The following is a 19,081-nucleotide window of genomic DNA, read 5'->3' as shown; positions in this document are numbered from 1 at the left end:
GTCAGCCGAGCAGGGCCGTCACGGCCCCGAGTCCCCGCTCGCCGAGGCGGAACTCGCTCGGCAGCAGGAACGTCCGGCAGCCCACCGCCACCGCCCCGCCGTCGCGCCCCGGGTTGTCACCGACCATCAGCGTCGCGCGCGGGTCGACGCCGAGCGCGGTACAGGCGGTCGTGAACATCGCGGGGTCCGGCTTCTCGACGCCCAGCTCGCAGGAGAGCACCCAGGTCCCGACGAGGTCCTCGAGCCCGGCCGCGCGGGCGTGGGTGCGGATGTCCCAGCCGATGTCGGACACCACGCCCACCCGGATCCCACGGTCGGCCAGCGCGGTCAGGACGGCGGCGGTGTCCGGGTAGGGGATCCAGGTCCCCGGCGCGCGGAGGACGTCGACCGCGACGTCCTCGATCCCGGCCAGCACGGGCACCTGGGCGAACCACGTGCGCATCGCGTCGCGGTGGGCGGCGTCGGAGAGGTCCCGTCCCTGCTGGGCGGCTGCGACGTCGGGGCGGGCGGCGGCCTCGGCCAGGGCGTCCAGCGTGGCGCCGAACGGGATCTCCCGCCCGGTCGCGTCGCCCACCGCCAGGAGCCAGGTGGGGGTGTCGACCATGTGGAAGAGCGTGTTGGAGAAGTCGAACAGCACCGCCTCGACGGCGGGCACCGGGTCCCGGCGCTGGGCGTCGGTCGGCTCGTAGGCGGCGGTGAGGTCGAACAGGGCGCGCACGGCGGGCATCATCCCCGACGCGGCTCCGGCACCACGGGGCGTGCTCCCGCCACGACCACCAGCGCCGTGGCGTTGTCGTGCGTGTCGGCCGCGGTCGCGGCGGCGACGAGCGCCCGGGGCAGGTGCGCCGCGGGCACGGCGGCGCACAGCCCGGCCAGGGTGTCCGGGTCCAACGCCCGGTGGACGCCGTCGGTGGCCAGGACGAGCGCGTCGGGCTCGGCGATCACGGTGAGCCCGATCTCGACGGCCCCGCGGACGGTGCGCACGCTCGTCGTCAGGACGTGGTCCATCCGCGGGGCGACCTCGACGCCCGCAGCACGCATCGCGGCGCCGACGCTGTGGTCGCGGGTGAGGGGCTGCGGACGGCCGTCGACGACCGCGAGGGCACGGACGTCGCCGACCCACGCGACGGTCCACGTCGGCTCCGCGAGCCGGGCGTCCGGGCCGAGGGCGACGGTCAGGGCGGCGTCGCCGGGCAGGCCGGCGCCGAGGAGCACGTCACGGGCGGCGAGCACCGCCAGGTCGGCGCGCCCGTCGAGCACCGCCGTGCGGACGGCGTGGTCGGCCGCGATGCGGGCGGCCCGTGCGGCGGCCGGGGAGTCCCCGACCCCGTCGGCGACCGCGACGGCCCGGCGGCCGTCCCGGCCGGTGAACCCGGCGGCGGCGTCCGCCTGGTGGCGGCGCGGGCCGCGGGCGTCGGCCGCGGACCAGTCCGTCCTGCGTGTCGTCCGGGTGCCACGGGTCCTCGTGCCCGGGGTCGTCGTCGTCACGGTCATCGCCGGCCTCCTCGCCTCGTGCCTCCACGGTGGCCGCGGAGGCTGTGGGCGGGCTGAGCGCCGGGTGAGACCTCGGGGTCAGCCCTCGAGGCTGCGGCGGATCTCCTCGAGCTTCGCGCGGGCCGCCTCCTCGCGGTCGGCCTCCCGCTGCGCGAGGTCCTGTCCCTCCGGGGTCGCGGCGTCGAGCTCGCCCGCGCCCTCGGCGGTCGCCGCCCGCTGCTCGATGCGGTCCCGCACGAAGTCGAACGTCGGGACCCCGTCGGCGGTGTAGTCGGGCGTGATCTCCGGGCCGGTCTCGCTCATGGCGCCAGGGTCCCAGAATCTCGCGGAGGCGGGAATTGAGCGGACCCGACTCAGGTTGCAGGAGTCAGTAGCCCGCAAGGCCGGGCTCCCTTCGCAGTCCGAGGAGGACCATCATGAGTTCCCTGACCTACTGGGGCCCCCGCTTCGTCGGCCCCTTCGCCCCCTTCCGCGTGGCCGACGCGCTCGTGCGCGGCTCCTTCGCCGCCCCGCGCCCGTCCGAGTCCGCCTGGTACGTGCCGGCCGCCGACGTCGTGCGGGACGGCGACGACGCCGTCGTGCGCGTCGAGCTGCCCGGTGTGGACGTCACCTCCGACGTCACCGTCGAGGTCGCCGAGCACCGCCTCGTGATCGCCGGCGAGCGCCGCGAGCAGCACGAGGGTGACGGCGTCCGGGAGTCGCGCCGCGGCTCGTTCCGCCGCAGCTTCTCCCTGCCCCGCCACGTCGACGCCGACGCGGTGAGCGCGTCGTACGACGCCGGGGTGCTGACGGTGCGGGTCGCCGGTGCGCACGTCGCGCCGCAGCCCGTGACGCCGGAGGCGCGCCGCATCGAGATCGCGGGCGGCACGCCGTCCGACACCTCGTCCGAGGAGTCGTCGGACGAGAGCACGCCGCAGGCCTGATCTCCTGCACGCCTGATCCTGCACGACGCCCCGCCGGACACCGTCCTGCGGGGCGTCGTCGTGTCCGGCCCCGCCGGAGCGCTGCCCGTCGGCGACGCCGCTCGCTACGATCCCGGCACAGGCCGTCCGACCCGCCCGGAGTTCCCATGCCACCGCAGGCCCCGCCGCCCGGCCGCCCCGGCCCCGCGCAGCGCGGGCCGTACCCCGGGCCGCCGCCGGGGCCGCGCGGTGCGCCGCCGCCGCGCCCGGGCCCCCCGCCGCCCCGGCCGCCCACGGGCCCGTTCCCCGTGACCGGTCCCGGGTCGGGCACGTTCGCCGCCCCGCCGCCGCGACCCCCGGTGCAGTCGGTGTTCGGGCCGGGCGGGCCCCACCGCACGGCCCCGTCGCCGCCCGCCCGCCGGTCGCGCCTGGCCGTCGTCGCCGTGGTGCTCGCGGTGCTGGTCGCGCCGGTCGGCCTCGTGCTCGGCATCGTGGCCCGCCGCCGGATCACGGCCTCGTCGACGGCCGCCTTCGAGCAGAGCCCGCCGGAGCGGCTCACCGGCCGGGGCGCCGCGACGGCCGCGATCGTGATCGGGCTGCTGCTCACGCTGGCCGAGGCCGCCCTCGTCGTGGCGCTCACCGTCGGCGTGCCGACCAGCTGGCTCCCGTCGACGGACCTGACCGCCGACCGCGTCCAGTCGACGATCGAGCAGACGGTCCCCGCGGTCGCCGGCACGGTGCGGTGCCCGGGTCCGTTGCCCGCGACCGTCGGCGCCGCCATCACGTGCACCGCGACCGAGAACGGTCAGCCGGTCAACCTCCGGGCGACGGTGAGCAGCGTCCAGGGGCGTGACGTCAAGTTCGACATCACCCGCGCCTGAGCCTCACCAACGCCACTCCCGCTCCTCGCCGGCGCCCTGCCGGACGATCTCGGGCTCGGGGCCGGAGAGGTCGACGACCGTCGTCGGCTCCTTGCCCTGGTCGCCGGAGTCCAGCACGGCGTCGACCTGGTGCTCGAGGCGCTCGGCGACCTCCCAGCCCTCCGTCGGCGGCTCGCTCTCGCCCGGGAACAGCAGCGTGCTCGACAGCAGCGGCTCGCCCAGCTCGTCGAGCAGGTCCCGGGTCACGGCGTTGTCCGGGATGCGGACGCCGACGGTGCGCTTCTTCGGGTGCGCGAGCCGGCGGGGGACCTCGCGCGACGCCGGGAGGATGAAGGTGAAGGGCCCGGGGGTCGCAGCCTTGACCGCGCGGAACACCGGGTTCGAGACCTCCACGAACTGCCCGAGCTGCGCGAAGTCGCGGCACACCAGCGTGAAGTGGTGCCGGTCGTCGAGGTGGCGGATCGCCCGGATCCGCTCGACCGCGTCGCGGGCGTCGATCCGGCAGCCCAGCGCGAAACCCGAGTCGGTCGGGTAGACGATCAGGCCGCCGTCGCGCAGCAGCGCCACGACCTGCGAGATCACCCGCCGCTGCGGGTTCCGGGGGTGCACGTCGTAGAACCTGGCCACCCTCCGCAGCGTAGGCGTCCGGCCCCGGACGTGTAGCCACGACCGGGTCGGGATAGCCCGTGATGCAACCGTGACCCGGGAGCAGGAGGCAGACATGGGAGCCCACACGGCCCGATCGACCGACACGGGCGCGACCACCGTCGCGCGGATCGCGACGACGACGCTGGCCGTCGCCGCCACCGGGGTGGTCGGGGCGGGCACCGCCCTCGCCCACGACGACGGGTCCGACTCGCACCACGGCTCCCACGGCCACGCGTACGGCTCGGACGGTGCGACGTCCGACGCCCGCGAGAAGGCGGCGGACGCCCGGGCCGACGCGCAGCAGACCGTGCGGGACGCGCTGGTCGACGCCGGACTCCTCCCGTCGGACGAGGACTCCGACTCCTCCGTGGACGGGGACGCGACCGGCGAGGACGCGATCACCGACGTCGGCAGGTCCACCGACACGGGCCACGGGGCCGCCGCGACCTCCGACCCCGCCGCCGCGAGCGCCGGACCCGCCGTCGCGAACCCCGACTCCCCCACCTCGGGCACGAGCACCCGCCCGATCGCCTCCGGCACGAACGCCGCGGACGCGTCACCCGTCCCGCCCGCCGGCCAGACCCAGGTCATCCCGATCCGCTGACACCGGACGTTTTCGCCGACGGCCGGTCGTACCCCGGCCCGTCGTCGGGTACTCGGGCCGGCATGAGCGTCGTCGACAACGCGGTCTACCGGGCCGGACACCGGGAGTCCGAGCCCGAGACCCTCGACGGCACGCTGGGCGTGCTGCGCGACGAGGAGTCGCTCGACGGGCGCGGTCGGGCCGACTTCGCCTGGATCGGCCTGTTGCGGCCCGACGACGACGAGATCGCCCAGGTGGCCCGCGACTTCGCGCTGCCCGACCTCGCGGTCGAGGACGCGGTGCACGCCCACCAGCGCCCCAAGATCGAGCGCTACGACGACGTCGAGTTCGTCGTCCTGCGTCCCGCCTGGTACGTCGACGAGGACGAGGACGTGCAGGTCGGCGAGATCCACCTGTTCCTGGGCTCGGACTTCGTCGTGGCGGTGCGGCACGCCGAGACCCCGGACCTCGCCGACGTCCGCCGCCGCTTGGAGGCCGACCCCGAGCTGCTGCGTCTCGGTCCCCGCGCGGTCCTCTACGGCATCCTCGACCGGATCGTCGACGACTACGCCCCGGTGGTCTCCGAGCTGCGCCGCGACATCGACCAGATCGAGACCGAGGTGTTCGGCGGGGACCCGGACGTGTCGCGGCGCATCTACCACCTCTCCCGCGAGGTGATCGAGTTCCAGCGCGCCACCGACCCGCTGCGCGCCATGATGCGCACCCTGTTGACCGAGACCGAGGACGACGCCGCGTCGGTCCAGCTGCACCGCGGGCTCCGGGACGTCGCGGACCACGTCGAGTCCTGCGTGGAGGCCGCCGACGGGTTCCGGCAGCTGCTCGAGCGGCTGCTCAGCGTCAACGCCTCGCTGGTCGGCCAGCGGCAGAACGACGAGATGCAGCGCCTGTCCGAGACCAGCCTCGCCCAGGGCGAGGAGGTCAAGAAGATCTCGAGCTGGGCCGCGATCATCTTCGCGCCCTCGATGATCGGCGGCATCTACGGCATGAACTTCGAGCACATGCCCGAGCTCTCCTGGACCTACGGCTACCCCTTCGCCCTGGGACTCATGGTGGCTGCGGCCGTGGTGCTCTACGTGGTGTTCAAGAGCCGCGGCTGGCTCTAGGCACCGGGTGCGCTGGGGACCGGCGCCTCGACCGGCAGCGCGTCCAGGCCCGCCCGGATGCCCTCGCCGAGCAGCCGGATCTCCTCGTCGGTCACGGTGAGGGGCGGCGAGACCGCCACGCCCTTGCCGAGCCCGCGCACCAGCAGCCCGGCCGCCCGGGCGCCGGCGAGCACCTTGTTCGGGGCGTCGGGGACCGAGGACAGCACCTCGGGGGTGAGCTCCACCGCTCCCAGGAGGCCGAAGCCCGACCGCACCTCGGCGACGTAGGGGTGCTCGCGCAGCGGGGCGAGCGACGCCTCGAGGGCGGTCTCGAGCTCCTGCCCCTTCGGGATCAGGTTCTCCCGCTCGTAGACGTCGAGCGTGGCCAGTCCGGCGGCGCAGCACGTGGGGTGCCCCGAGTAGGTGGGGCCGTGGCGGAAGGTCCGCTCGCCCGGCGTCGTCCACCACGGCTCGGCGACCGCCGCGGACACCAGGACCCCGCCGAGCGGCAGGTAGCCCGACGTCACGCCCTTGGCGAAGGTCACCAGGTCGGGCCGCACGCCGAACCGCTCGATCCCGAACCACGTCCCCAGCCGGCCGAACCCGCAGATCACGCTGTCGATGACGAGCAGCACGTCGTGCCGCCGGCACAGCTCGGCGACGCCCTCGACGTAGCCCGGCGGCGGGATGTGCACCCCGCCCGCCCCGGTGACCGGCTCCATGACGAACGCCGCGATCCGTTCCGGCCCGACGTCGGCGAACACCTTCTCGACGCCCTCGAGGTCCTGCGGCGCGACCGTGTTCTCCCCCGCGAGCACGCCCCAGCCCTCGCGGTTGGCGGGGATGCCGACGATCGAGGTCCCGTAGCCGTGGGTGCCGTGGTAGCCGGTCTCGCGGGAGACGACGTGCACCCGCTGGTGCTCGCCCCGGGCCTGCCAGTACGCGCGGGCCATCTTGACCGCGGTGTCGATCGCGTCCGCGCCGCCGGAGCCGAGGAAGACCTTGCTGTCCGGCCCCGTGGGGGCGAGGCCGGCGAGCCGGTCGGCGAGCTCGAGGGCGGGGCGGTTCGCGATGTCGGCGAAGCAGGAGTACGCCTCCAGCTTCGCCATCTGCCGCATCGCCGCCTCGACGATCTCGGTGCGGCCGTGCCCGGCGTTGGCGTACCAGAGGCTGGCGCAGCCGTCGAGGTAGGCGCGTCCGGCCTCGTCGTACACCCACGCGCCCTCGGCGCGGTCGACGACGAACTCGTGCTCGCGCACGGCGGCCATGTCGGAGAACGGGTGCCAGAGGGATCCCATGGTCCGATGGTGGTCCCCGCCGTGCCGCGTGCCAACCCCGCCGCGCGCCCTACGGTCTCTCGTCGTGGACGTCCGGCCGATGACCGTCGAGGAGGCGGTGACGCTCGCCTTCGAGCCGGAGGCCTTCGGCGAGCGGTTCGGGCTCGTCCTCGTCGACGGCTGGGACGAACCGGGCACGCTCGAACCGACGGTCGACGCCCTCGAGGGCGGGGTCGACCCGCGGTGGCTGACCCACCTGCTCGTCCGCGACGGCGAGGTCGTCGGGATGGGTGGTTTCACCGGGCCCCCGGTCGACGGCGAGGTGGAGGTCGGCTACCACGTCGCGCCCGCGTGCCGGGGGAGCGGGATCGCGACCGCCGCGGTGCGGAGCTGGGTCGACCGGGCGGGCCGGGCCGGGCTCGTCCGGGTCCTCGCGCGGACCGCGCCGGGGCCGAACGCGTCCACCACGGTGCTCGTGAGGTGCGGTTTCGTCCGCGATCCGGCGCGCGAGCGGGAGGCCGCGACGTGGTGGTGGGTGCGTGCGCTGACGTGAGACGTACGCCCCGTCGGCCACGGTGGAATCCGGGTGTGACGGTGCCTCCGATCGGCTAATCCGCACCGCGACGCTCGACACCCCGCGTGCCGGGGACGCGGCCGATGGAGGACAGTGGAGGACGTGACGGTGACGACGGGCGAGGTGATCGGCCGGGTCCGGCGCGTCGCGTCACGGCCCACCGCGCGGGTCGCCGTCGGGGTCGTCGTCCTCGCCGCCCTCGCGGTCGGCGGCTACCTCATCCTCCCGACGATCGAGGCCGCCGGCGCGGCGCTCGTCGGTGCCGACGCCCGGTGGGTCGTGCTCGCCGTCGCGTGCGAGGCGGGCTCGATCGTGGCGTTCTCTCTGCTGCACCACCGCCTGCTGCGGGCGGCGGCGGTCCGGGTCCGGTTCCGGGCGGTCGTCCTGGTGACCCTGGCCGCCAACGCGCTGCACCTGACCCTGCCGGGGGGCGCGGCGCTCTCCACCGCCTACACCTTCCGCAAGCGCCGGGCCTGGGGCGCCTCCGGCCCGATCACCACGTGGACGATGGTGGCCGGCGGGGTCGCCGCCAGCCTCGCCCTCGCCGGGATCGCGGTCGGCTCCGCGCTCGTCGTCAACGGGCGCGCGACCACGCTCGGCCCGCAGCTGCTCCAGCTCGCCGGCGTCGTCGCGCTCGGCGCGCTGATCGTGGTGGTCAGCCGCCGTCCCGGGCTCATCACCGCCGCCGGCGCCGCCGGGCTGCGGCTGGTCAACCGCATCCGTCGGCGTCCGCGGGAGACCGGCGTCCCCGAGCTCGTCGCCCAGATCGAGGGCCTGGCCCTGATCGAGCTGGACGGACGGGGCCGCGTCGTCGTCGGCCTGTCGGCGCTGTCGAACTGGCTGCTCGACATCGCCTGCCTCGCCGCCTGCTGCGTGGCGGTCGGCGCCAACGGGATGACGCTCTCGCTGGTCCTCGTGGCCTACGCGGCGGCGACGGCCGCGTCGAGCATCGCCTTCCTGCCCGGCGGGCTCGGTCTCGTCGACGGGGCGCTGCTCGCCGCGCTGGTGGCCGGGGGCGTGCCGTCGCACCCCGCCCTCGCCGCGGTCCTGCTCTACCGCCTCGTGAGCTTCGTCGGCGTCGCCGCCTCCGGCTGGCTCGCGTGGCTCTGGGTCCACACCCGTGGCGGGGTGGACGAGCAGCCCCTCGACGACCGCGACGCCGACGACCGCGACGCCGACGAGGTGCACACGCTCCCGTTCCCGTCGGTGCGCACCCGCGGCGACACGGTGGGGCCCCGCTAGCTGCCGGAGCCCGAGCCCGCGTCGTTGTCCGGGGTCGGGACGTTCGAGGGCTCGGGGGTGCCCTCGGGCTTCCAGGTGGGCTTCGTGGTCGTGGTCGTCGAGCCGTGGTGGCCACCCCCGGACGAGCCGCCGGAGGAGGAGCCCGAGCCCCCGGACGACGACCCGCCGCGGGAGCCGGCGCTCCCGCCCGTACCGCCGCTGCTGCCGGTCCCGCCCGTCGACGGGTCCTCGACGACCGCGGCCGGCGGGGCCACCACGGCGGGAACGACCTCGCTGGTGGTCGGCGCGGGCGGCACGACCGTGGCCGAGACGGACGCGTTGCGGGCGTAGACCACGCCCCCGGTGGTCGCGGCGGCGACGACCACGACGGCGGCCGCGACCGTGACGAGCAGTCGGGTCCGCGAGCGGGGCACCGTCTCCGGCTGCTCCGCGGCGGGTTCCTCCCGCAGGGCCGCCGGCGCCGCGACCGGCGGGCGCGGCGGTGTGCGTCCCCCGGGCGTGACGGTGGTCCGGTCGTCGGCCGCGGGCGAGCGGAACGGCGTGGAGGCGGGCGCCGGGCCCTGGGGGGCCGCGAAGTAGCCGGACCCGGGACCGCTCCGCGAACCCGCCGGCGCGATCGGTGCCGCGGGCATCCGACCCGACCCGGGGCCCGTCGTGATGCGGGTGGTCCGGCCTTCCCCGACCGCCGGGAACCGGGACGACCCCGGCCCGGTCGCCGGGACCGGGGTGGACGGCGGGCCGGTGCGGGTCGGGCGCGAGGGGGTCGGCGTGCTCGCCGCCGAGCGGAGGTCGAGCAGCCCGGACGAGGGCCCGGTCGAGCGCGCGGGTGCGGCGCCCTGCGGCATCGTCGACGTCGCCGCGGCGGCCGCGGCCGCGTTGGGGACGTCCGTGCTCGCTGCCCGTGCCGCCGACCGGGCGGGCGCCGCGGCGCGCGGCGCCACGGTCAGGACCGCACCGACCGCGATCGAGGTCTTGGGGTCGGCGTCGACGGCGACCGGGCGGCCGAGGGCCTCGGACACCATCTGCGCGACCAGCGGGATCCGGGAGGACCCGCCGACGAGCAGGACCGCCTGGAGGTCGTCGGCCGACAGGCCCGCGGAGGAGACGGTGCGGGTCAGCGCGTCGACCGTGTGGTCGAGCGACGAGCGGATCATCGACTCGAACTCGTGCCGGGTGAGCCGGACGTTCGTCCGGACCGACGGCAGCATCACCGGGATGGTCACCTCGGTGTCCGCCGACAGGGCCTCCTTGGCCTCGACGCACTCCTGGCGCAACCGGCGGACCGCGGACTGCACGTCCGGGTCCTCGGGGTCGAGCTCGTCGAAGGCGGCGCCGATCCCGGCCCGCGCGTGGTCGAGGACCCGGTCGTCGAAGTCGACCCCGCCGAGCTGTTCGATGCCTTCCGCACGCCCGGGCAGCTCGAAGCCGCCGGCGCTCTTGCGCACCACCGCGGCGTCGAAGGTGCCGCCGCCGAGGTCGTACACCGCGACCGCCGAGCCGGTCTCGACGCGCTCCTTCGCCGCGTACGCGACGGCTGCGGCCTGGGGCTCGGGGAGGAAGGTGGTGCCGGTCAGACCGACCTCGCGCAGCGCGCCCGCGAGCAGTTCGCGCTTGTGGTCGCCCCAGCTCGCGGGGTGGGTGACGGCCACGGTGTCCGCCGGGCCACCCTCGCGTTCGGCGACCTTGTCGACCACCCACCGGGCCAGGCGCGCGGCGAGCGCGTGTGCGGTGTGCACGGCGTCGCCGACGACGAGCGGGACGTCGTCCCCGACGCGGCGCTTGAACTGCCGGACCACCCGCTCGGGCTCGGTGTGGGCGCGCCGCTCGGCGGCCTCACCGACGAGGACCTCGCCGGCGGCGCCGAGGTAGAGCACGGACGAGACCGACGCGGACCGACTGCCCAGGGCGACGATCTCGGGCTCGGACCAGCCGTCGCCGGAGCGGCGGCACACGGCGGCCGCGGTGTAGGTGGTCCCGAGGTCGATCCCGAGCCGGTACGTACTCATCAGTTCCTCGCCAGCAGGGTCGGGCCGGAGGTGGGGGACGGGGTCAGCGCGCTGCGGACCGGGGCGGAGGCGGGTGTGCTGCCCTGCTGCTGCAGCTTCATCCACAGTCCGACCCCGAAGGCGGCGCCGAAGAGGACGAGGGCGCAGAGCACGACGATCACCACGATCCGGCGGACGTTCGGCCGCGCCTCGTCCTCCGCCGCGTCCTGCTGCCCGCCGGCCCGGGTGCCGACCGGCGGCCGCGCCGGGGCGGCGATCGCCTCGGCCCGGGGTCCGGCGACGAACTCGGGCCGGGGTCCGGACGGTGCCTCGGGGCGCGGGCGTTCCGGCGCCGCCACCGCCGCGGCCGGACCAGGGGCCACCGGGGAGGACGGGGAGGACGGGGCCGCGGACGACCGTGACGCGAGCGCGCCGAGGTCGAGCATCCCCGACGAGGCCGCGTCGGCGTCCGGCGCGGCCGGCGTCGGGACGGGGGCCGGGTTCGTCACCGGGGCCGTCCCCGAGGCCGGAGCCGGACGTGGTGCGATCGTCAGGGCGGCGCCCGTCGCGATCGAGGTCTTCGGGTCCGAGTCGACGGCCACCGGCCGCCCGAGCTCCTCCGAGATGCGCTGCGCGATCAGCGGAATCCGTGACGAACCACCGACCAGGAGGACGGCCTGCAGTGCCTCCGGGGAGAGCCCGGCCGAGTCCACCGTGCGCCGCAGGGCGTCGACGGTGTGGTCGATCGATCCCCGGATCGCCGCCTCGAACTCGACCCGGGTCAGCCGGATCGTCGTCCGGACGCCGGGCAGCATCACGGGGATCGTGGCCTGCGTGTCGAACGAGAGTGCCTCCTTGGCCTCGACGCACTCCCGGCGCAGCCGCGCGACGGCGGCCAGGACGTCCGGGTCGGACACGTCCAGCTCGTCGAGCGCGGCGCCGATGCCGTCGCGGACGTGGTCGAACACGCGGTCGTCGAAGTCGACCCCGCCGAGCTGCTCGATCCCCTCGGCGCGGCCGGGGAGCTCGAAACCGGCCGCGGTCCGGCGGACCACGGCCGCGTCGAAGGTGCCGCCGCCGAGGTCGTAGACCGCGACGACCCCGCCCGCGTCCACGCGCTGCCGCGCGGAGTAGGCGACGGCCGCGGCCTGCGGCTCGGGGAGGAACGTGACGTCGTCGAGCCCGACCCGGCGCAGGGCGCCGGCCAGCAGCTCCAGCTTGTGGCCGCCCCAGGCGGCGGGGTGCGTGACCGCCACGGCGTCGGCCGGGCCGCCCTCGCGCTCGGCGACCCGGTCGACGACCCACCGGGCGAGGCGCGCCGCGAGGTCGTGCGCGGTGTGGACCGCGGAGCCGACGACGAGGGGGACGTCGTCCCCGATGCGGCGCTTGAACTGGTGGACGACCCGGTCGGGCTCGGTGAGACCGCGTCGCTCGGCCGCCTCGCCGACGAGGACGGCACCGTCCTCCCCGAGATAGAGCACGGAGGCGACGGACGCGGACCGGGTACCGAGCGCGACGATCTCGGGCTCGCTCCACCCGTCGCCCGGGCCCTGTCGACGACAGACGACGGCCGCGGTGTACGTCGTGCCCAGGTCGATGCCCAGGCGGTAGGCGCGCGGCGAGGTCATGGCAGGAGTATCGCTGCCGAACGTGATGGGTTAGCCGGTCGGACGGCGGACTAGGGCAAAGCCCCTAATCCATTCGAGGTACATGCCCCCTGTGACCCAACACCAGGTGTGAGCAGACTCCCGACGTGCTCCCCCGCGGTCGTCGGTCTCGCCCCGATGGCCCGGGGCCCGCGGGTTCCTAGCGTTCCCGCCGTCAGCTCGCACCGGTCGCAGGAGACCGCGGCGGCCCCGACGCCCGGCGAGCGCATCGCCCCGAGACCCAGGAGTACCGATGACCACTGCGTCCCCGTCCGCCGAGCCGTCGGCCGACTCCGGCGGATCGAGCGGGTCGACCCCGTCCGCCGACAGCTCGACCGACACCCCCACCGGCAACGGCCCGTCCGCGGCCGCCCTGGACGATGCCGGCACGCCCGACCTCGGTGCCGACCCGACGGCGACCCTGGACGACCTCGACACCCCGACCTCCCCGGCCGACGCCGGCGCGGCGGTCGACGCCCTCGGCGACGCGCTCCCCCCGGAGGCCACCGCGGAGCAGTCGGCGGCGTTCGACTCGATGATGGACTACCTCGGCGGCCTCTCGCCGGAGGAGCAGGCCCTCGCGCTGTCCGACCGGCAGGCCCTGTTCGAGCGGTTCGGCATCGACATCAGCTCCAGCGTGAGCTTCTCGCTCGCCATCGAGCGTTCGCACTGCTTCGAGCGCGAGACCAGCCACTGGTCGCACGGCAGCAGCCACGGCAGCGACCACTGGTCCGGGGGGGACCACGACGGCGGCGGCTGGTCCGGCGGGGGTCACGGGGGCGGCGGCTGGTCCGGCGGGGGTCACGGGGGCGGCGGCTGGTCGGGTGGCGGGCACGGTGGTGGGCACGGTGGCGGTCACCGCGACTGGGACCACGACGAGCACTGGGACCACCACCACGAGTGCGAGCGCATCTTCGTCGAGCACTGCAACGAGACGTTCCGGGAGACCATCCACGTCCGGATCGACATCCAGATCGACGTCCACGGCGGGGTGATCTTCCAGCCGCCGGTGATCATCGACGACTTCCCGCCGCGTCTCCCCGGCGGGCCGGTCGTCGAGACGGGCGGCGTCGACATCGACGGCGACGGCCAGCCCGACCACCCGCAGACGCCCGGGGGCGAGGTCCCGACCTCGACCACGACTCCCACCACGCCGGGGCAGACCACCCCGACCACCCCGGTCACGCAGACGACGGTCCCCACGGCCACCGCGGCCACTCCGGTGATCGTCGCGCCAGTCGACCCGAACGCCCCGCTGCAGAGCCCGCTCGAGACGGACCCGACCAGCAGCACGACCCCGACCACGGCCGATCCGACGGGCGGCCTGGACGACCCCACCGACAGCACGCCGGGTCAGCCGACGACGGCCGACCCGACGGGCGGCCTGGACGACCCGGCCCCGACGCCGACCACGCCGACGACGACGCCGACGGACCCGTCCGTCCCGGCCGACCCCGGCCACGACCTCGACGGGGACCCGACGGGCTCCACGACGCCGCCGACCACGCCGCCGGTCGGGACCGAGTCCGACCTCGACGGCGACCCGTCGTCGCCGCCGACGACGGTGCCGACGACCGACCCGACGGGGACGACGCCGACGACCGACCAGCCGGGCGACCTCGACTTCGGGGGGCCGGCCCCCAGCACGAACGGGACCCCGGCCACGCACGACACCGACTTCGGGGCCCCGGCCCCGACGACCACGGTGGATGCGCCCGCGTCGGACGACCCGGGCTCGTCGAGCCCGGACACCGGCCTCGACCACCCGTCGTCCGACGACGCGTCGCAGGGGGTCTCCGACCTCGACCAGGGTTCGCACAGCGAGCCGCTGCACTCGGCGGACTCCGGGTCGGGCGTCGACCACGGCGGCAGCGACTCCGGCGGCGACCACGGGGGCGGCGACTCCGGTGGCGACCACCACGGCGGTGACCTGGGGGCCTGAGTCCCCCGACCCGCGAGACGCCCCGGTCCCCCCGCGCCGGTGGACCGGGGCGTCCGCAGCCCGAGTCGTCGAGGCCCGAGGAGGTGAGCCCCGCCGTGACCGACCTCGCCGACGAGTCGTCGAGCCTGCTGGAGTGGGCCACGCGACTCGCCGTCGATCCCGAACTCCGGGCCCGCCTCGCCGCCGACCCCCGCGGGCTCCTGTCCGACGAGGGCTTCACCCAGGTGCGCCCGTCCGACCTGCACCACGCCCTGCGCCTGGTCACCGACTCCGTCGCGGCCCGGTTGGGCCACGACGTGGACGGGGACGTCGCGGGGTCGGCGGTGTCCCAGCTGGCCGGGGAGCACCCGCTCGAGGCCATCGCCCGCCAGCTCGTGCACGTCACCGACACGGTGCTGGCGGGGCCGGTCTCCGGCGACGGCCACCACGACGTCGACGAGCTCGACCTCGGCGCGGGCCCCCGGGACCACGAGGCGTTCGCGGACCCGGCCGCGGACCTCGACGGGCTGCACGACCTCGAGGTCCCCGGGCACCACGACGCCCCCGTGGTCCCCGACGTCGACCACCCGGACCATCCACCCCTCCACGACCCCTCCGACCCCGCCGAGGTCGACCACCCCGCGGCCGGTGCGGCCGACACCGACCCGGGACCGGCCGAGGTGTTCGTCCTCGCCGGCCCGGCCGACGAGGTCCACCACCCCGACGACGACGGCGGCCACGACTCCCTGATCACCGACCACGACGCCGTGCTCCCGGACCACGACGTGCCCGCGGGCGCGCTCGCCGGGCACGACGACCTCGACCTGTGAGAGGACCCCGATGACCACCGCCGAACCCGGCACCGGCCCGACCGGCTCGTCGGGGCCCGACCGGGCGTCCTGGACCGAGGCGATCGGTGCCGCACTCCACGGTGACGTCGACGACCTGCTCGACCGGGTCGCCGGTCCGGGCGAGGTCACCGCCCGGTTCGTCGACGTGCCCGCGCCGCCGGGGGACCACGACCTCGACGACGTGTCCCTCCCGCCCGCGCCGACGGACGTCGCCGACCCGGAGCCCGGCTTCGGGCAGGGGGCGACGGAGCCCGCGGCCCCGGACGGCGACGAGACCGCGGCCGCGGACCAGGGGGACGGCGGGGGAACCGCTCCCGACTCCTCGGGCGGGGAGCCGGAGGAGGAGGACCCCGAGTACGACGGTCACGCCTACGACGCGGGGACGCACGACGACCACGGGTCCACGGCGCACGACGGCGACCACGGGTCCGACCGGGACCACGGCGGCGGCCATGACTCCGGCCGCGACTCCGGCCATGATGCCGGGCACGGGCACGACCCCGGCGTCGACCACCTCGGCTGACCCGACCCGCACACCCGCCAGAAGGAGCACGCCGTGCCGTCGACGCCGGCCCTGGATCTGATCGACCTCGCGAAGAAGGCCACCGCGGCCTACGGCCGGCCGGACCTCTCCGACCGCCTGGACGCCACGCGGCGGCGGGTGGCGGACCCGGACGTCCGCGTCCTCGTGGTCGGGGAGTTCAAGCAGGGCAAGAGTGCGCTGGTCAACGCCCTCGTGTCGGCGGAGATCTGTCCGGTGGACGACGACATCTCGACCTCGGTCACCACCGCGGTCCGCTACACCGACGGTGCGCCGTCCGTGTCCGTCGTGCGGGAGTCCGCGGGCCCGGCGGACGGCGAGGTCCGGTCCGAGCGCACCGACGTCCCGTTCGGCGACCTCCAGCGCTACGTCTCCGAGGCCGGCAACCCGGGCAACCGCGAGAACGTCAGCTACGTCGAGGTGACGGTGCCCCGCAAGCTGCTGTCGACCGGGCTCGTCGTGGTCGACACCCCGGGCGTCGGCGGGCTCGGCTCCGCCCACGGGGCGATGACGATGGCCGCGCTCCCGACGGCGGACGCGGTGCTGCTGATCTCGGACGCCGCGACCGAGTACACCGCCCCCGAACTGCGGTTCCTCCAGCAGGCGACCGCCCTGTGCCCGACCGTCGCCTGCGTGCTCACCAAGACCGACCTCTACCCGGAGTGGCGCCGGATCGCCGACCTCGACCGTGGCCACCTGCGCCGGCAGGGGGTGCGGGCGGAGATCCTCCCGGTGTCCTCGGTGCTGCGCCGGGCCGCCGCCGCGGCGAACGACGCGGCCCTCAACGAGGAGTCCGGGTTCAAGGCGCTCGTGACCTACCTGCGGGAACAGGTGCTGGCGCAGTCCGAGAAGCTCGACCGCCGCGCGGCCTCCCAGGACGTGCTCTCGATCGTCGAGCAGATCTCCTACCGCATGCGTTCCGAGCTGGCGGCCCAGGAGAACCCGGGCGAGGCCGACCAGCTGATCGCACGGCTCGAGCAGGCCAAGCAGCGGGCGGAGGACCTGAAGAAGCGGTCCGCCCGCTGGCAGACGACGCTCAACGACGGGTTCGGCGACCTGCAGTCCGACATCGACCACGACCTCCGCGACCGGATGCGGGCCCTGCAGAAGGAGTCCGAGGAACTGCTGGAGGCCGAGGACCCGGGCGAGATCTGGGACCAGTTCGCGGAGTGGCTGCACGCGGCGGTCGCGCAGGCCGCGTCGACCAACTTCGTCTGGGCGAGCCAGCGCGCGCAGCACCTGTCCCTGCAGGTCGCGGACCACTTCGTCGCGGGCGGGCAGATCGCGCTGCCCGACCTCTCTCGCACCCGGGCCCGCGACGCCGGCGGGCACGTCAACCCGATGATCCGACCGGAGATGGCGAAGTTCCACCTGGGCTCGGCGCTCCTGACGGGCATGCGCGGCGGTCAGGGCGGCGTGATGATGTTCGGCATGATCACGAGCCTCGCCGGCATGGCGATGCTCAACCCGATCACCGGCGCGGCGGCGCTGCTCCTCGGCGCCAAGGGCGTGCGGGACGAGCGCAAACGGTTGTTGGAACGACGGCGGGCGGACGCCAAGCAGGCGGTGCGCAAGCACATCGACGACGTCACGTTCCAGGTCGGGAAGGACTCACGGGACCTCCTCCGGAACGTCCAGCGCCACCTGCGCGACCACTTCCAGGACATCGCCCAGGAGGTGGCGACGTCGATGTCGGAGTCCGTCGCGTCGGCCCAGGCGGCGGTGAAGTCCGTGACGACCGAGCGCGAGGAGCGCAAGCGGAACCTGACGGCGGAGCTCGACCGGCTCGCCGCCCTCGAGAAGAAGGCGAAGGCGCTGGTCGCGAATGACTGAGACGACGACCCGTCCGGCGGGCCTGGGCGCGCAGACGCGCACCCTGCTGCGCCGCGCCCTCGAGGTCTACGGCGACAGCCCGCAGGCGTCCGGGTGGCTGAACCACCATCTCGAGCGCTTCGACGAGCCGCTGCGCCTCGCGATCGCGGGCAAGGTCAAGGCCGGCAAGTCGACCCTGCTCAACGCGCTCGTCGGGGAGGAGATCGCCGCCACGGACGCGGGGGAGTGCACGCGGGTCGTCACCTGGTACCAGGACGGGCCGAGCCCGCGGATCCTGCTCCACCCGCGCCAGGGCCCGCCGCGTCAGCTGCGTACCCGACGGACCGATCACGGAGGGCTCGTCGTCGACCTGGAGGGGGAGGACCCGACGGCGGTCGATCGCCTCACGGTCGACTGGCCGTCGTCCGGGCTCCGGACGACGTCGCTGATCGACACCCCGGGGATCGCGTCCCTGACGGCCGACACCTCCGAACGGGCCAGCCAGTTCCTCACCCCCGACGAGGCACCGAGCCAGGCCGACGCCGTGCTCTACCTGATGCGCCACCTGCACTCCGCCGACGCGCGGTTCCTGGAGTCGTTCCACGACCGGCACGTCGCGCGGGCCACCCCGGTCTCGACGATCGCGGTCCTGTCCCGGGCCGACGAGATCGGGGCGGGGCGGCTGGACGCAATCGACTCCGCCCGGCGCATCGCCGGGCGGTACCGCACCGACGAGAAGCTCTCGGCGCTCTGCCAGACGGTCGTCGCGGTCGCCGGCCTCGTGGCCCTGTCCGGGCGCACCATGCGCCAGGAGGAGTTCCTCGGGCTGCGCGGACTGGCGGCGCTCCCGCCCGACGTCACCGAGGCGCTGCTGCTCTCCGCCGACCGCTTCGTCAACCCGCCCGACTCGTTGCGCGACCGCCTCGGGTCCGACGTCCCGGACGCGTCGAGCCGGGACGCGCTGCTGAAGCGGATGGGGGTCTTCGGTGTACGGACCTCGATCGCGGCGCTCCGGGATCACGCCCCGGACGCCGCGCAGCTCTCCACGGAGCTCGTCGCGGCGAGCGGGCTGGACGAGCTGCGCGAGGTGCTCGCCACGCAGTTCGGGGAGCGTCGCGACCTGCTCAAGGCCCGGTCGGCGCTGCTCGCGGTGGAGCTGGTCCTGCAGCGTGAGCCGCGGCCGGCCGGAACGTCCCTCGCGGCCGACGTCGAGCGCATCTTCGCGGGCGCGCACGAGTTCGCGGAGCTGCGGCTTCTCGCTGCCCTGCGGGCGAAGTCCGTCCCGCTGCCCGCGGACGCCCGTGAGGAGGCCGAGCGGCTCATCGGTGGCCACGGGTCCCGCCCTCCGGCGCGACTCGGGCTCGATCCCGAGGCGGACGCGGGCGCCCAGCAGGTCGCGGTGGTCGATGCGCTCACGCGGTGGCGGCGGCGGGCGGCGAACCCGGTCTCGGGCCGGGCGACGGTGGACGCCTGCACGGTCGTCGTCCGCAGCTGCGAGGGCATGCTCAGCCGTCTCGCCCAATGACGTCACCATCGGTGCTGCACGATGGGCCGATCTTCACCGATATGGGTGAGGTATCAGAGTGAAGTTGGTAACACTGCGTCGATGAATCCCGATCAC

Annotated in this window: 18 protein-coding genes; 11 read left to right on the top strand and 7 right to left on the bottom strand. The window is 75.4% G+C overall.

Annotated features, from left to right (window positions below):
• Position 1 precedes the first annotated feature (1 nt).
• The 3 genes from QRT03_RS00305 to QRT03_RS00295 form a co-directional block, all read right to left on the bottom strand.
• On the bottom strand, positions 2–727 hold the full coding sequence (locus QRT03_RS00305; RefSeq protein ID WP_286050420.1) for an HAD family hydrolase: 726 nt from the start codon (positions 725–727) through the stop codon (positions 2–4).
• The gene (locus QRT03_RS00300; RefSeq protein WP_286050419.1) at positions 727–1,494 is read right to left on the bottom strand and encodes a serine/threonine protein phosphatase; all 768 of its coding nucleotides are present in this window, start codon (positions 1,492–1,494) and stop codon (positions 727–729) included. The genes QRT03_RS00305 and QRT03_RS00300 overlap by 1 nt, the downstream gene beginning before the upstream one ends.
• Before the next feature lie 78 nt (positions 1,495–1,572).
• On the bottom strand, positions 1,573–1,797 hold the full coding sequence (locus tag QRT03_RS00295) for a hypothetical protein (protein ID WP_286050418.1): 225 nt from the start codon (positions 1,795–1,797) through the stop codon (positions 1,573–1,575).
• Positions 1,798–1,910: 113 nt separating this feature from the next.
• On the opposite strand from QRT03_RS00295, the gene QRT03_RS00290 reads away from it, so the two are divergent.
• A complete protein-coding gene (locus QRT03_RS00290) occupies positions 1,911–2,417 on the top strand; it encodes an Hsp20/alpha crystallin family protein (protein WP_286050417.1) in 507 nt (168 codons plus the stop codon).
• A gap of 146 nt (positions 2,418–2,563) precedes the next feature.
• Positions 2,564–3,277, top strand: a complete 714-nt coding sequence (locus tag QRT03_RS00285; protein WP_286050416.1) for a DUF4333 domain-containing protein — start codon at positions 2,564–2,566, stop codon at positions 3,275–3,277.
• Between the two features lie 3 nt (positions 3,278–3,280).
• On the opposite strand, the gene QRT03_RS00280 is transcribed toward QRT03_RS00285, so the two are convergent.
• Complete coding sequence (locus tag QRT03_RS00280) at positions 3,281–3,904, bottom strand: L-threonylcarbamoyladenylate synthase (RefSeq protein WP_286050415.1); 624 nt, start codon at positions 3,902–3,904, stop codon at positions 3,281–3,283.
• 94 nt (positions 3,905–3,998) lie between these two features.
• Here QRT03_RS00280 and QRT03_RS00275 point away from each other — a divergent pair, with 94 nt between their 5' ends.
• Both QRT03_RS00275 and corA read left to right on the top strand, forming a co-directional pair.
• Positions 3,999–4,529, top strand: a complete 531-nt coding sequence (locus QRT03_RS00275) for a hypothetical protein (RefSeq protein WP_286050414.1) — start codon at positions 3,999–4,001, stop codon at positions 4,527–4,529.
• A gap of 62 nt (positions 4,530–4,591) precedes the next feature.
• Positions 4,592–5,632: a magnesium/cobalt transporter CorA gene (gene corA / locus QRT03_RS00270; RefSeq protein ID WP_286050413.1), complete on the top strand. Its 1,041-nt coding sequence runs from the start codon at positions 4,592–4,594 to the stop codon at positions 5,630–5,632.
• Here corA and QRT03_RS00265 read toward each other — a convergent pair.
• Positions 5,629–6,909: an aminotransferase family protein gene (locus tag QRT03_RS00265; protein WP_286050412.1), complete on the bottom strand. Its 1,281-nt coding sequence runs from the start codon at positions 6,907–6,909 to the stop codon at positions 5,629–5,631. The two genes, corA and QRT03_RS00265, sit on opposite strands and share 4 nt — an antisense overlap.
• A gap of 64 nt (positions 6,910–6,973) precedes the next feature.
• Between QRT03_RS00265 and QRT03_RS00260 the strand changes: the two genes are divergently transcribed.
• Together QRT03_RS00260 and QRT03_RS00255 are read left to right on the top strand one after the other, a co-directional pair.
• On the top strand, positions 6,974–7,441 hold the full coding sequence (locus QRT03_RS00260; protein WP_286050411.1) for a GNAT family N-acetyltransferase: 468 nt from the start codon (positions 6,974–6,976) through the stop codon (positions 7,439–7,441).
• Between the two features lie 123 nt (positions 7,442–7,564).
• Positions 7,565–8,704, top strand: a complete 1,140-nt coding sequence (locus QRT03_RS00255; protein WP_286050410.1) for a lysylphosphatidylglycerol synthase transmembrane domain-containing protein — start codon at positions 7,565–7,567, stop codon at positions 8,702–8,704.
• Here the strand turns inward: QRT03_RS00255 and QRT03_RS00250 are convergent.
• Positions 8,701–10,710 (bottom strand): Hsp70 family protein, encoded by a 2,010-nt coding sequence (locus QRT03_RS00250; protein ID WP_286050409.1) that lies wholly within the window; start codon positions 10,708–10,710, stop codon positions 8,701–8,703. The genes QRT03_RS00255 and QRT03_RS00250 overlap by 4 nt on opposite strands.
• Positions 10,710–12,317 (bottom strand): Hsp70 family protein, encoded by a 1,608-nt coding sequence (locus QRT03_RS00245; protein WP_286050408.1) that lies wholly within the window; start codon positions 12,315–12,317, stop codon positions 10,710–10,712. Before QRT03_RS00245 ends, QRT03_RS00250 begins: the two co-directional genes overlap by 1 nt.
• Before the next feature lie 271 nt (positions 12,318–12,588).
• On the opposite strand from QRT03_RS00245, the gene QRT03_RS00240 reads away from it, so the two are divergent.
• The 5 genes from QRT03_RS00240 to QRT03_RS00220 all read left to right on the top strand — a co-directional run bounded on the left by QRT03_RS00240 (position 12,589) and on the right by QRT03_RS00220 (position 18,985).
• Positions 12,589–14,277: a hypothetical protein gene (locus tag QRT03_RS00240; protein ID WP_286050407.1), complete on the top strand. Its 1,689-nt coding sequence runs from the start codon at positions 12,589–12,591 to the stop codon at positions 14,275–14,277.
• A 95-nt stretch (positions 14,278–14,372) separates the two neighbouring features.
• Entirely contained in the window at positions 14,373–15,086 is a 714-nt protein-coding gene (locus QRT03_RS00235) for a hypothetical protein (RefSeq protein ID WP_286050405.1), read from the top strand.
• Between the two features lie 10 nt (positions 15,087–15,096).
• The gene (locus tag QRT03_RS00230; RefSeq protein WP_286050404.1) at positions 15,097–15,630 is read left to right on the top strand and encodes a hypothetical protein; all 534 of its coding nucleotides are present in this window, start codon (positions 15,097–15,099) and stop codon (positions 15,628–15,630) included.
• 33 nt (positions 15,631–15,663) lie between these two features.
• A complete protein-coding gene (locus QRT03_RS00225; protein WP_286050403.1) occupies positions 15,664–17,481 on the top strand; it encodes a dynamin family protein in 1,818 nt (605 codons plus the stop codon).
• Positions 17,474–18,985, top strand: a complete 1,512-nt coding sequence (locus QRT03_RS00220) for a dynamin family protein (protein ID WP_286050402.1) — start codon at positions 17,474–17,476, stop codon at positions 18,983–18,985. Before QRT03_RS00225 ends, QRT03_RS00220 begins: the two co-directional genes overlap by 8 nt.
• The last annotated feature ends 96 nt before the right edge of the window (positions 18,986–19,081 follow it).

It is taken from the genome of Actinomycetospora termitidis (genome assembly GCF_030286555.1).
In the GTDB taxonomy this organism is placed as follows: Bacteria; Actinomycetota; Actinomycetes; order Mycobacteriales; family Pseudonocardiaceae; genus Actinomycetospora; species Actinomycetospora termitidis.
The sequence above is the reverse complement of the archived record's forward strand: the minus strand, read 5'-3'. Positions and strand labels throughout refer to the sequence as shown.